The 12,687-nt window shown below is 57.9% G+C and carries 16 protein-coding genes; 6 read left to right on the top strand and 10 right to left on the bottom strand.

All coding sequences use genetic code 11. The features are described from left to right. Positions 1-24: 24 nt before the first annotated feature. From ABLV76_RS19410 to yfbV, 3 genes are all read right to left on the bottom strand, one after another. Positions 25-684, bottom strand: a complete 660-nt coding sequence (locus ABLV76_RS19410) for a sugar phosphatase (protein WP_156234136.1) — start codon at positions 682-684, stop codon at positions 25-27. An 11-nt stretch (positions 685-695) separates the two neighbouring features. Then, the gene (locus tag ABLV76_RS19405) at positions 696-1,190 is read right to left on the bottom strand and encodes a YfbU family protein (RefSeq protein WP_004201754.1); all 495 of its coding nucleotides are present in this window, start codon (positions 1,188-1,190) and stop codon (positions 696-698) included. A gap of 87 nt (positions 1,191-1,277) precedes the next feature. After that, entirely contained in the window at positions 1,278-1,733 is a 456-nt protein-coding gene (gene yfbV / locus ABLV76_RS19400) for a terminus macrodomain insulation protein YfbV (protein WP_002913194.1), read from the bottom strand. A gap of 338 nt (positions 1,734-2,071) precedes the next feature. Between yfbV and ackA the strand changes: the two genes are divergently transcribed. Further along, a complete protein-coding gene (gene ackA / locus ABLV76_RS19395; RefSeq protein ID WP_004201756.1) occupies positions 2,072-3,274 on the top strand; it encodes an acetate kinase in 1,203 nt (400 codons plus the stop codon). 190 nt (positions 3,275-3,464) lie between these two features. Beyond that, complete coding sequence (gene pta, locus ABLV76_RS19390; RefSeq protein WP_004201759.1) at positions 3,465-5,612, top strand: phosphate acetyltransferase; 2,148 nt, start codon at positions 3,465-3,467, stop codon at positions 5,610-5,612. An 88-nt stretch (positions 5,613-5,700) separates the two neighbouring features. On the opposite strand, the gene yfcD is transcribed toward pta, so the two are convergent. Genes yfcD through yfcF form a run of 3 tightly spaced genes read right to left on the bottom strand, consistent with a single transcriptional unit; the run spans position 5,701 to position 7,562 of the window. Beyond that, positions 5,701-6,252, bottom strand: coding sequence for an NUDIX hydrolase YfcD (gene yfcD, locus ABLV76_RS19385; RefSeq protein ID WP_002913197.1), 552 nt, complete (start codon positions 6,250-6,252; stop codon positions 5,701-5,703). A 57-nt stretch (positions 6,253-6,309) separates the two neighbouring features. Further along, the gene (yfcE, locus tag ABLV76_RS19380; RefSeq protein WP_004201761.1) at positions 6,310-6,861 is read right to left on the bottom strand and encodes a phosphodiesterase; all 552 of its coding nucleotides are present in this window, start codon (positions 6,859-6,861) and stop codon (positions 6,310-6,312) included. Positions 6,862-6,917: 56 nt separating this feature from the next. Beyond that, positions 6,918-7,562 carry a glutathione transferase gene (gene yfcF / locus ABLV76_RS19375; protein WP_032456432.1) on the bottom strand — a complete coding sequence of 215 codons (645 nt, stop codon included), beginning with the start codon at positions 7,560-7,562 and terminating at the stop codon, positions 6,918-6,920. Between the two features lie 169 nt (positions 7,563-7,731). On the opposite strand from yfcF, the gene yfcG reads away from it, so the two are divergent. The 3 genes from yfcG (at position 7,732) to ABLV76_RS19360 (ending at position 9,701) form a co-directional block, all read left to right on the top strand. Further along, positions 7,732-8,361: a GSH-dependent disulfide bond oxidoreductase gene (yfcG, locus tag ABLV76_RS19370; RefSeq protein WP_004201763.1), complete on the top strand. Its 630-nt coding sequence runs from the start codon at positions 7,732-7,734 to the stop codon at positions 8,359-8,361. A gap of 65 nt (positions 8,362-8,426) precedes the next feature. Further along, positions 8,427-8,789 carry a dihydroneopterin triphosphate 2'-epimerase gene (gene folX, locus ABLV76_RS19365; RefSeq protein ID WP_002913200.1) on the top strand — a complete coding sequence of 121 codons (363 nt, stop codon included), beginning with the start codon at positions 8,427-8,429 and terminating at the stop codon, positions 8,787-8,789. Positions 8,790-8,807: 18 nt separating this feature from the next. Then, positions 8,808-9,701 carry a TIGR01777 family oxidoreductase gene (locus tag ABLV76_RS19360; protein WP_288466131.1) on the top strand — a complete coding sequence of 298 codons (894 nt, stop codon included), beginning with the start codon at positions 8,808-8,810 and terminating at the stop codon, positions 9,699-9,701. Here the strand turns inward: ABLV76_RS19360 and ABLV76_RS19355 are convergent. Then, entirely contained in the window at positions 9,681-9,797 is a 117-nt protein-coding gene (locus ABLV76_RS19355; protein ID WP_032425776.1) for a hypothetical protein, read from the bottom strand. The genes ABLV76_RS19360 and ABLV76_RS19355 overlap by 21 nt on opposite strands. Positions 9,798-9,916: 119 nt before the next feature. On the opposite strand from ABLV76_RS19355, the gene ABLV76_RS19350 reads away from it, so the two are divergent. Further along, complete coding sequence (locus ABLV76_RS19350; RefSeq protein ID WP_017899517.1) at positions 9,917-10,444, top strand: GNAT family N-acetyltransferase; 528 nt, start codon at positions 9,917-9,919, stop codon at positions 10,442-10,444. Positions 10,445-10,449: 5 nt separating this feature from the next. On the opposite strand, the gene hisP is transcribed toward ABLV76_RS19350, so the two are convergent. The 3 genes from hisP to ABLV76_RS19335 are packed head-to-tail and all read right to left on the bottom strand — an operon-like array spanning position 10,450 to position 12,630. Continuing rightward, entirely contained in the window at positions 10,450-11,223 is a 774-nt protein-coding gene (hisP, locus tag ABLV76_RS19345) for a histidine ABC transporter ATP-binding protein HisP (RefSeq protein WP_002913206.1), read from the bottom strand. A 7-nt stretch (positions 11,224-11,230) separates the two neighbouring features. Then, positions 11,231-11,947, bottom strand: a complete 717-nt coding sequence (gene hisM / locus ABLV76_RS19340; protein WP_002913207.1) for a histidine ABC transporter permease HisM — start codon at positions 11,945-11,947, stop codon at positions 11,231-11,233. Continuing rightward, entirely contained in the window at positions 11,944-12,630 is a 687-nt protein-coding gene (locus tag ABLV76_RS19335) for a histidine ABC transporter permease HisQ (RefSeq protein WP_004201769.1), read from the bottom strand. Before ABLV76_RS19335 ends, hisM begins: the two co-directional genes overlap by 4 nt. Positions 12,631-12,687 lie beyond the last annotated feature (57 nt).

The following is a 12,687-nucleotide window of genomic DNA, read 5'->3' as shown; positions in this document are numbered from 1 at the left end:
ACGACGCGGGGCGAAATCATGGGTTTACGCTTTAAGACGCACATTTATCACGCCGTCAGTCTGGCGTTCAACCACCAGATCTTCCAGGCTGCTCAGCACGAGGTCGGCTTCATCCCGACGGGGGGCATCGGCGGGCACGTTGACCGCGATAGTGCGACAGCCGGCCGCCAGTCCGGAGAGGAGCCCCGCCGGCGCATCTTCCACCACCGCGCACTCCCCGGCAGGCAGACCCAGCCGCTCGGCGCCCAGCAGATAGGCGTCCGGCGCCGGCTTGCCATGCTTCACCTGCTCAGCGGTGACAAACACCTCCGGCATCGGCAGGCCCGCCGCGCGGTGACGCGCATGGGCAACCGGAATCGAGCCGGAGGTGACAATCGCCCACGGGATCCCGGCCTCATTGAGCGTATTCAACAGGGCTAACGCCCCCGGTAGAGCGACGATGCCTTCGATATCAGTGGCTTCCATCTGCTCGAGATAACGGAATTCGGCCTGGATATCCTCCTCGCTGCGACCCGGCATAAAATGGCGAATGGAGGTAATGGCCTGCTTGCCGTGAATAAAACTGAGAATTTCATCATGGTCAATGGCGAAACGATCTCCCCACTTGCACCATGAACGCTCCACCACCGGCAAGGAATCCACCAGCGTCCCGTCTAAATCGAACAGGAAACCTTTACACTGCACGGGCACCTCCCTCAGGCATTGATGATTTGGTTAATTTCGTTACTGCTCAGATGATACTGGCGTGGGCAGGCGTGCCAGACGCTCAGCATCCGCTGATATTTCTCCCACATCGGGGTCTGCGAGTTAAAGCCATGGGTGCCGGCGTCAAAGTGGCTGTAACGGCCTTCAACGTTGACCATAAAGCGCACGTAGCCGAGAAAACGCGCTTCGGTGGCGGCATCAAATCCGAGGAAGGTGACCCGACGCTCGTCGATACCCGCCGCATCTTTCAGGTTGGTCCAGGAGACGTGTAGCGCGTGGTACATCTCCATGATGTCGATTACGGTACGGCAGGTTTCTTCCGTCAGCTGGCCGAACTCGCGGTCCAGTTCACGCATCTGCAGCCCATACCCACGCTCAATGATGGTTTGCAGACGACGGTAGCGCTCCGCATTGTCCGGGTCGAGCATCGTCATCATCTTGTACTGATTGGATAAAATCAGACGCTGCGCATTGGTCATTTCCATGTTGTGACTCCTGTAGCACGGTAGGGCGTGAAATAAAGAAGGCGCATAAATCATGCGCCTTCTTTTATATGCGTTTTCCGTAGTGAATTACAAATCATCAAGGAAAGTTTTATCGAGTTGTTTGAAGGCGCGCTTAAGCGTGTCAGCCAACGCCTGATAATCGGGCTTGCCTTCGACAGGCGCCAGCGCCTGCCCCGCCTCCTGCAGTTTGCCGCGTACTTCGTAGAACCAGTTAAGAATGGAAGGCGGCAGCGGCGTCACTGAACGTTTACCCAACCACCATAACCCCTGCATCGGCAGGCTCAGTGCAAACAGCGCGGTGGCCACGGCGGGCCCCAGCTGGCCGCCCAGCGCTATCTGCCAGCAGAGGGTGAAAATGGCGATCGGCGGCATGATGCGGATGGCGTAGCGGGTGGCACGAATGATGCGGTTTTCAATAAATACCGGCGCGAGGCGCTTGTCGAGAGGCCAGGTCTTCGCGTAGTGCTGCCCGCGGTTGAACAAGCTAAAGAAGCTAACGGGGCGTTTCTCAGGGGTCGACATGGCTTTACCTCAACTTTACATATAAAACTTAAAAAATTCGTGCAAAACACCAACTATGCATGACATCGTTCAAAAGATTTTGGCAAAGGATGCCGCAATCAGGTATCCTGTGCCCGCCTGAAAGGGCGGATAGACTCTTTTGCCAGGCTAGTCAAATTATCGCATATTCTGCCATTGGCTGAAAATTATGCAAAATGGCATAAAATCAAATGTACTTATCTCATCGTGCCTGAAAACAGAACAAGGCATGATGTTAATCATAAATGTCGAGGTCATCCTGCGCTACGCTAATGACACACTGACGTTTTTTTAGCCACGTATCATAAAAAGGTACTTCCATGTCGAGTAAGTTAGTACTGGTTCTGAACTGCGGTAGCTCCTCTCTGAAATTTGCTATCCTTGACGCCGTTAACGGCGACGAATACCTGTCCGGTTTAGCGGAATGCTTCCACCTGCCAGAAGCCCGTATCAAATGGAAAATTGACGGCGGCAAACAAGAAGCCGAATTAGGCGCGGGCGCCGCGCACAGCGAAGCACTGAACTTTATCGTTAACACTATTCTGGCACAAAAACCAGAACTGTCTGCTCAGCTGACCGCAATTGGCCACCGTATCGTCCACGGCGGTGAAAAATACACCAGCTCCGTCGTCATCGACGAGTCCGTGATTCAGGGCATTAAAGACGCGGCGTCCTTTGCACCGCTGCACAACCCGGCACATCTGATCGGCATCGCTGAAGCGCTGAAATCCTTCCCGCACCTGAAAGACAAAAACGTGGCAGTATTCGATACGGCGTTCCACCAGACCATGCCGGAAGAATCCTATCTCTACGCCCTGCCGTACAGCCTGTACAAAGAGCACGGCGTTCGTCGTTACGGCGCACACGGCACCAGCCACTTCTACGTGACTCAGGAAGCCGCTAAGATCCTGAACAAGCCGGTTGAAGAGCTGAACATCATCACCTGCCACCTTGGCAACGGTGGTTCGGTTTCCGCTATTCGTAACGGCAAATGCGTTGACACCTCCATGGGTCTGACCCCGCTGGAAGGCCTGGTGATGGGTACCCGCTCCGGCGATATCGATCCGGCAATCATCTTCCATCTGCACGACACCCTGGGCATGAGCGTTGACGCCATCAACAAAATGCTGACCAAAGAGTCCGGCCTGCTGGGCCTGACCGAAGTCACCAGCGACTGCCGCTACGTGGAAGACAACTACCAGGAAAAAGCCGACGCTAAACGCGCGATGGACGTCTACTGCCACCGCCTGGCGAAATACATCGGCTCCTACACCGCGCTGATGGACGGCCGTCTCGACGCCGTGGTCTTCACCGGTGGCATTGGTGAAAACGCCGCGATGGTGCGTGAGCTGTCGCTGGGCAAACTGGGCGTACTGGGCTTCGAAGTTGACCATGAGCGTAACCTGGCTGCCCGCTTCGGCAAGTCTGGCTTCATCAACAAAGAAGGCACCCGTCCTGCCGTGGTTATCCCGACCAACGAAGAGCTGGTCATCGCGCAAGACGCCAGCCGTCTGACCGCATAATTCCACACCGCCAGCCCTGACCCGCAATACTTCGCGCTGCAGGAAGGCGGCGACACAGCAGATCCCCGGCGCATACGCGACCGGGGTGAGCAAGTAGAGCCAACGCACGTGCAACGTGGAGTATGACGGGTCGCTGGTGGTGCTGTTTTGTATCCCGCCTGATACTGGCGGTAACGAAAGAGGATATACCGTGTCCCGTACTATCATGTTAATTCCTACCGGTACCAGCGTAGGTCTGACCAGCGTCAGCCTCGGTGTGATCCGCGCTATGGAACGCAAAGGCGTTCGTCTGAGCGTATTTAAACCTATCGCCCAGCCGCGCTCCGGCGGCGATGCCCCGGACCAGACCACCACCATCGTTCGCGCCAGCTCCTCCACCACCACCGCTGCTGAACCGCTGAAGATGAACCACGTTGAATCTCTGCTCTCCAGCAATCAGAAAGATGTGCTGATGGAAGAGATCATCGCCAACTATCACGCGAACACCCAGGACGCGGAAGTGGTGCTGGTGGAAGGCCTGGTGCCGACCCGTAAGCATCAGTTCGCTCAGGCGCTGAACTTTGAAATCGCCAAAACCCTGAACGCGGAAATCGTCTTCGTCATGTCGCAAGGTACCGATACGCCAGAACAGCTGAACGAGCGTATTGAACTGACCCGCAACAGCTTTGGCGGCGCGAAAAACACCAGCATCACCGGCGTTATCATCAACAAACTGAACGCGCCGGTCGACGAGCAGGGCCGTACCCGTCCTGATCTGTCGGAAATTTTCGACGACTCATCCAAAGCGAAAGTCGTGAAGATCGACCCGGCTCAGCTGCAAAAAGGCAGCGCGCTGCCGGTGCTGGGCGCCGTACCGTGGAGCTTCGATCTGATCGCCACCCGCGCGATCGACATGGCCCATCACCTGAATGCGACCATCATCAACGAAGGCGATATCAACACCCGCCGCGTGAAATCCGTGACCTTCTGCGCGCGCAGCATCCCGCACATGCTGGAGCACTTCCGCGCAGGTTCGCTGCTGGTTACTTCCGCAGATCGTCCTGACGTGCTGGTTGCCGCCTGCCTGGCAGCGATGAACGGCGTGGAAATCGGCGCCATCCTGCTGACCGGCGGCTATGAAATGGACGCGCGCATCAGCAAGCTGTGCGAACGCGCCTTCGCCACCGGCCTGCCGGTGTTTATGGTCAACACCAACACCTGGCAGACCTCCCTGAGCCTGCAGAGCTTCAACCTCGAAGTACCGGTTGACGATCACGAGCGCATTGAGAAAGTTCAGGAATACGTTGCCAACTACATCAACGCCGACTGGATCGAATCGCTGACCGCGACCTCCGAGCGCAGCCGTCGTCTCTCTCCGCCAGCCTTCCGCTACCAGCTGACCGAGCTGGCGCGTAAAGCCGGCAAACGCGTCGTTCTGCCGGAAGGCGACGAGCCGCGTACCGTGAAAGCCGCAGCCATCTGCGCCGAACGCGGGATCGCCACCTGTGTGCTGCTGGGCAACCCGGATGAGATTAACCGCGTTGCAGCAGCGCAGGGCGTTGAGCTGGGCGCCGGTATCGAAATCGTCGACCCGGAAGTGGTGCGCGAAAGCTACGTGGCTCGCCTGGTCGAACTGCGTAAGAACAAGGGCATGACCGAAGCCGTCGCCCGCGAGCAGCTGGAAGATAACGTGGTTCTCGGCACCCTGATGCTGGAACAGGACGAAGTCGATGGCCTGGTGTCCGGCGCGGTACACACCACCGCCAACACCATTCGTCCTCCGCTGCAGCTGATCAAAACCGCACCGGGCAGCTCGCTGGTCTCTTCCGTGTTCTTCATGCTGCTGCCGGAACAAGTTTATGTTTACGGCGACTGCGCGATCAACCCGGATCCGACCGCAGAGCAGCTGGCGGAAATCGCGATTCAGTCCGCTGACTCCGCGATTGCCTTCGGCATCGAACCGCGCGTGGCGATGCTCTCCTACTCCACCGGTACTTCCGGCGCGGGTAGCGATGTAGAAAAAGTCCGCGAAGCGACCCGTCTGGCGCAGGAAAAACGTCCTGACCTGATGATCGACGGCCCGCTGCAGTATGACGCCGCGGTGATGGCTGACGTCGCGAAATCCAAAGCGCCGAACTCGCCGGTAGCTGGCCGCGCGACCGTGTTCATCTTCCCGGATCTGAACACCGGTAACACCACTTACAAAGCGGTACAGCGCTCTGCCGACCTGATCTCCATCGGGCCGATGCTGCAGGGTATGCGCAAGCCGGTCAACGATCTGTCTCGTGGCGCGCTGGTTGACGATATCGTCTACACCATCGCACTGACCGCGATCCAGTCAGCTCAGCAGCAGAAGTAATCGCCCGCTGAGAGAAAGCAAAAGGCAGCCAGATGGCTGCCTTTTTTGTCAGGAGGCGAACAGCAGTTGCTGCCACGCGTTAGCGCGTTTATTCGCGCTCGCTCTCTTCCGCGTCATCATACTCGTTGCCGGCGTTACGGGTCATCCACAGCGCCAGCGCTTTCAGCGAGTCGGGCGTGAACTCATCGCAGCGGGCGGTGATCTCTTCCGGCGTTAACCAGCACACCTCGCTCACCTCCTCTTCCTGCAGGGCAAACGGCCCGTGGGAGACGCAGCTGAACAGGCTTCCCCAGACGCGGCAGAATTTATCTTCGTAGTAGAACTGGCCGTGATCGGCAAACGGCACCCCGGCGATGCCTAACTCCTCTTCCGCCTCGCGACGGGCCGACTCCAGCAACTGCTCATCAGCCTGCACGACGCCGCCGGCGGTGGCATCCAGCATGCCCGGATGAAAGTCTTTTGTCTCGGTGCGTCGCTGCACCAGAATTTTCCCCATTCCGTCGTGAACGACGATATAGGTCGCCCGGTGGCGCAGGCACTGCGCGCGCATCTGCTCGCGGCTGGACTGTGCTATCACCTCATTGTTTTCATTAACAATATCGACCCATTCTGTGCTTGCCAAATGATTCTGTTCCGCCATCAGGAAACCTTACTTTAAAAGCGCTCTTGCGGCGCGTCTTTATGATTGAGGGCTAAATTACGGGTAAATTGCGACCTCTGCAATAACCTGATTATCATTGAGTGCTAAAACCTGCAGACGCCCCTCATCCAGTAGCCCATAGCTGGCGGAATATCCCCCTTTTGGGATACTCACTGAGCCTGGATTAAACAGAGAGAACGCCCCGCGTTTTTCAGCAACCGGAATATGAGTATGGCCATACGCCAGGACATCGCCAGCGGCAAGTGGCGGCAAATTGTCCGGGCTATAAAGATGACCGTGGGTCAGAAACAGGCGGTAGCCTTCGCCAAGCACCTGCTGCCAGGGCGCGGTCATGGGAAAACGAAGCAGCATTTGATCCACTTCGCTGTCGCAGTTACCGCGAACCGCAATGATGCGCTCCGCCACGCTGTTCAGCCGCTCGGCCACCTCCGCCGGCGCATAGCCTTCCGGCAGCGCGTTGCGTGGCCCGTGATTAAGCACATCGCCGAGGATGATCAGCCACCTGGCGCCACTTTGCGCGAACCGCTCAAGCACGCGTTCCGTCGCAGGTAGCGAACCATGAATATCGGAGGCAAACATCAGCTTCATAGGTTCCATCTCCACTGGTTACGATGCCTCTATGATAGCGGAAGCGCGGCGGGTTATCAGCCTCCGCGTTTGGCGGAAAGCGCCGCGTAACGCTGGATTGAGGCCCGCTGCCACTGGAAAGTCGCATAATCCGCCAGCGCCTCCGGCACCTCATCGCCATTGAGAACCAGACGATTGAGCATCAGCGCCAGGTCGGCATCGGCAATAGACCATTCGCCGAATAAATTTTGCCCGCCGTGGGCCAGCAGCGTGGTAGCGGTGGCAAACAGTTTTTCCGCCGACCGCTTGCCTGCCTCGCTGAGCGCCGGCATTTTCACCCCGCCAAACACCACGGCGGTGGATCGCTCTTCACGAATGGGCACCAGATCGCTGCGTAGCCAGGCCTGGATCTGCCGGGCGCGGGCCCGCTTTTGCAGATCGTGTGGATAAAGGCGCTCCCACTCAGGCGGCGCGAAACGCTCATCCAGATATTCGGTAATCGCCGAAGACTCGCTCAGCGCGAAATTGTCAACCTCCAGCAGCGGTACGCGACGGGTGGCGGTATAGCCCGTCCAGCCGGCCTGCAGATGTTCGCCGCTGCCCAGGTCGATGGTTTTAAGGCTAAAAGGCAGGCTCTTTTCCTGCAGCGCGACATAAACAGACATCACGTACGGTGAGAAAAAATCGGCATCGGACCACAGGGTAATCACAGGCTGGCTCATAACTTCCTCAGGGTTGGTAGACAGGGCAATAAACCAACATAGCCTGTCTTACCGGCGATGTCACTGCTCGTCCGCTGCGTGGCTGGCGCCCCGCTCGCGGATTTTTTCCCGGGTCGCGCAGCTTCACCTATACTCGATCAGTTTGCGACCCACGACGGCGGGAAATATTATGATCGATCTCTACTATGCACCCACCCCAAACGGCCACAAAATCACCCTGTTTCTCGAAGAGGCGCAGCTGGCCTATCGGCTAATTCGGGTCGATATTGGCAAAGGGGAGCAGTTTCATCCGCAGTTTCTGGCGATTTCGCCGAATAACAAAATTCCAGCTATCGTCGACCACATGCCTGCCGACGGCGGCGCGCCGTTGAGCGTCTTCGAGTCCGGCGCCATCCTGCTCTATCTGGCGGAAAAAAGCGGCAAGCTGCTGAGCGGGGAGCTGCGGGCGCGCTATACCACCCTGCAGTGGTTGTTCTGGCAGGTCGGCGGCCTGGGGCCGATGCTGGGGCAAAATCAGCATTTTTCCCACTCAGCGCCGCAAACCGTGCCCTACGCGATTGAGCGTTTTCAGGTGGAAACCCAGCGACTCTATGGGGTACTGAATCACCGCCTGGGATCCAGCCCGTGGCTGGGCGGGGACCACTACAGCATCGCCGACATCGCCGCCTGGCCCTGGGTGAACTGCCATGTCCGCCAGCGGATCGATCTGGCGAACTATCCGGCGGTGCATAACTGGTATGAGCGCATTAAGCAGCGGCCGGCGACGGTGGAAGCGATGTTAAAAATTCAGCCTTATTAACCCCCTGCTCGCCCGTCGCGCTTTGTTGTATGATTGCAGGACTTAAACCACGGAGGAAGCCTGCAATGTCTCAACCAGACGCCATTATTCGTATTAAGAACCTGCGCCTGCGTACTTTTATTGGTATTAAAGAGGAAGAGATCGCCAACCGCCAGGACGTGGTAGTGAATGTGGCCATTCACTACCCTGCCGATAAAGCGCGCGACAGCGAGGACATTAATGATGCGTTGAACTACCGCACCATTACCAAACGCATCATTAGCCATCTTGAGAATGGTCGTTTCTCGCTGCTGGAAAAATTAACTCAGGATGTGCTGAATATCGCATGCGAACATCACTGGGTCACATATGCTGAAGTGGAGATCGATAAACTTCACGCGCTGCGCTATGCCGACTCGGTATCCATGACCATGAGCTGGCGGCGCTAACCATGTCAGGGAGGTGGTATGAAGATCCTGCTTACTGGTGGTACCGGCCTGATTGGCCGACATCTGATACCCAGACTGCTGGAGCTTGGGCATAGCGTCACGGTCTCCACCCGACATCCGGATACCGCCCGCGCCCGTCTCGATCCGCGCGTCACGCTGTGGCGCGATTTCGAGGGCCATCACCACCTCAATGGCATCGATGCCGTCATCAATCTGGCGGGCGAGCCCATCGCCGATAAACGCTGGACCGCCGAGCAGAAACAGCGCTTATGCCATAGTCGCTGGGATCTCACTCAGCGGCTGGTGGGCTTGATCCACGCCAGCGACACCCCTCCCTCCGTGCTGATCAGCGGGTCAGCCACCGGCTATTACGGCGACCTCGGCGAAGTGGTGGTGACTGAAGAAGAGCCGCCGCACAATGAGTTTACCCATAAGCTCTGCGCCCGCTGGGAGCAAATTGCCTGCGAAGCGCAAAGCGAGCGCACCCGCGTCTGTCTGCTGCGCACCGGCGTGGTACTGGCGCCGCGGGGCGGTATTCTTGGCAAAATGACCCCGGCCTTTAAGCTCGGCCTCGGTGGGCCTATCGGCAGCGGCAGACAGTACCTGGCCTGGATCCATATCGACGATATGGTTAACGGCATTCTGTGGCTGCTGGATAACGATCTGCGCGGCCCATTCAATATGGTTTCGCCCTATCCCGTGCATAACGAGCAGTTCGCCCACGCGCTGGGTCATGCGCTCAATCGACCGGCGATTTTCCGCGTTCCCGCCGCCGCCATCCGCCTGCTGATGGGCGAATCCGCTGTGTTGGTGCTCGGCGGCCAGCGCGCGCTGCCTAAGCGACTGGAAGCCGCCGGCTTCGCCTTCCGCTGGTACGATCTCGACGAAGCGCTAAAGGATGTGCTGAGTTAATGGCTGACACAGGGGAGCATTGGCTCCCCTGATTCCATTCTGCTGGCTCATGCTCCACGCCTGGATGGCCTCAGCCTGGCGCTGCAGCATCGCCATATCCCGGACAGCCAGCGCCCTGAAGCGCCTGAGTTCATCGCCAGCCGGCCGGTTCGCCGGTGTTACCTGGCGAAGCAAAGTGCTAAGGTAGGCCTTTCCTTCTTCGAATTGACTGCTTTATGACGACCATCACCACGCCTCGCCTTTCGCTTACCCGCTTTGTTACCGATGACTGGCCCTTTTTTCTGCGCCTGCGCCAGGATCCGCAGGTGATGCGTTTTATGGGCGAAGTGTTAAGCGAGGAGGCGTTGCGCAGCGTGTTCGCCAGTCGCTGCGCCGATCCCGGCGTGTATGTTCTGCGTAATAAGCGCGGCGATGCGCTGGGCGATATTGGGCTTCGCATCAGCCCTAAAAATCCGCACGAGGCCGACGTCGGCTATGCGCTGCTGCCCGAGGCTCAGGGAAAAGGCTATGCCAGCGAAGCGCTGCGGGCGATCTGCGATTATGGTTTCAGCACGCTGGGGGTACAGGCCATCAATGCCTGGGTGTTGGGAGAGAATCGTGGATCATCGCGCCTGCTGGAGAAGCAAGGCTTTGTGCGCACGCAGGTGCTGGAGAAAGCCTATCATCTGAACGGCGTCGATTACGATGACTGGATTTACCGGCTGGAGCGTGAATCCCACCCGGCGCCCGCAGACGCCGGGTAAGCCGTTTATTTCAGCGAACCTTTCAGAAACTGCTGCAGGCGCGGGCTTTTCGGCGCGCCGAACAGCGCGTCCGGATGCCCTTCCTCTTCGATTTTTCCCTGATGCAGGAAAATGACATGCGAAGAGACGTGGCGGGCAAAGCCCATTTCGTGGGTCACCACCACCATGGTTTTCCCCTCTTCCGCCAACTGCTGCATGATGCGTAACACTTCGCCCACCAGCTCCGGATCCAGCGCGGAGGTCGGCTCATCGAACAGCAGCACTTCCGGCTCCATCGCCAGCGCGCGGGCAATAGAGACACGCTGCTGCTGGCCGCCGGAAAGATGCACCGGGTATTTCGCCTGCTGACGTTCGTCTATCCCGACCTTGGCCAGGTATTTTACCGCCCGTTCGCGCGCTTCCTGTTTGCTTAAGCCCAGCACCTGAATCGGCGCCTCCATGACGTTCTCCAGCACCGTCATATGGCTCCACAGATTGAAATGCTGAAACACCATGGTCAACCGGGTGCGCAGCAGGCGCAGCTGGTTCTTGTCGGCCACCTTCAGCTGACCGTCTTTATCCCGTACCAGGCCAATATTCTGGCCGCTGACGACGATCGTGCCTTCGCTCGGTTTTTCAAGGAAGTTAATACAGCGTAAAAAGGTACTTTTCCCGGAACCCGATGAACCGATGATACTGATAACGTCCCCGGCTTTCGCCTGCAGCGAGACGCCCTTCAGCACCTCGTGTTCCCCATAGCGTTTATGCAGATCGATAACGTTTAATTTATTGTCGGACATGGCGTTCTCAATGCGTCGAAGAAGGTTTGATATGCTGCAACCAACGCTTTTCCGCTTTGCGGAACAAGCTAATCAGCACATACGAGATAATTAAATAGAGCACCGCGGCGATGCCAAAGGCGGTGAACGGCTGATAGGTGGCCGAGTTGATATCGCGGGCGATTTTCAGCAGATCCGGCACCGTAGCGGTAAACGCCAGCGCCGTCGAGTGCAGCATCAGGATCACTTCGTTACTGTAGGCCGGCAGCGCAATCCGCAGCGCGGAAGGCAGGATGATGCAGCGGTACAGTTTGACCGAAGAGAAGCCGTAGGCCCGCGCCGCTTCAATTTCGCCCGCCGGTACCGAGCGGATCGCGCCGGCGAAAATTTCGGTGGTATAAGCGCAGGTGTTCAGGGTCAGCGCCAGCACCGTACAGTTTAGCCCGCTGCGGAAAAAGGCGTTCAGCAGTTCAGTGCCTTTGACGATTTCCAGGGTGTACATACCGGAGTAAAAGACCAACAGCTGCACATACAGCGGCGTGCCGCGAAATATGTAAGTAAACAGCCAGATGGGAAACTGGATGAACTTATTGCTCGAAACGCGGCCGATTGCCAGAAAGACCGCCAGGATGCCCCCCATGACCACCGAAGAGATCAGCAACCATAAGGTAATCGCCACGCCGGTAAAGCGATAGCCGTCGGTCCACAGCAGGGATTTCCAGTATTCCTGAATAATTTCAATCACAGGTCAGCCCTCTTGACGCCAACGGTATAGCGGCGTTCGAGCAGCAGCAGTACGCCATTAGAAAGGGTGGTAAATACCAGATAAATCAGGCCGCAGACGATGGCGAAGTAGAACGGCTGCCAGGTGCTTTTGCCCGCCAGCTGCGTGGCTTTGACCACATCCTCCAGCCCCAGCAGCGAGACCAGCGCCGTCGCCTTGAGGATAACCTGCCAGTTGTTGCCGATCCCCGGCAGCGCGTAGCGCATCATCGCCGGGAACAGGATGCGCCGGAACGTCTGCCCGCCGCTGAAGCCAAAGGCGGTGGCCGCTTCGATATGCCCCTTCGGCACCGCCAGGTAGGCGCCGCGGAAGGTTTCCGTAAAATAGGCGCCATAGATAAAGCCAAGGGTAATAATCCCGGCGATCATCGGGTCAATATCAAACTGCGCCATGCCCAGCGCGTCGGTAACGCTGTTAAGCGCAATCTGCAGGCCGTAGAAAATCAACAGCATCAGCACCAGGTCGGGGACGCCGCGGATCAGTGTGGTATAGCCTTCAAATACCAGCGCCAGAGGACGATTGCTCGATAGCTTTGCGCCAGCGCCCGCCAGCCCAATCAGGACGGCGAGAACGACCGAGCTGAGCGCAAGCTCCAGGGTGACAAGCGCACCCTGCAAAATAACCTGTGAAAACCCATACAGCATGCTGCCTACCCTGTCTGTCATCCACCATTGCGCGTGAATCGGACGCGCAATGGTGAG

Source organism: Klebsiella sp. GB_Kp047 (genome assembly GCF_040065235.1).
GTDB lineage: Bacteria > Pseudomonadota > Gammaproteobacteria > Enterobacterales > Enterobacteriaceae > Klebsiella > Klebsiella quasipneumoniae.
This window is presented reverse-complemented; position numbering and strand designations above follow the sequence as displayed.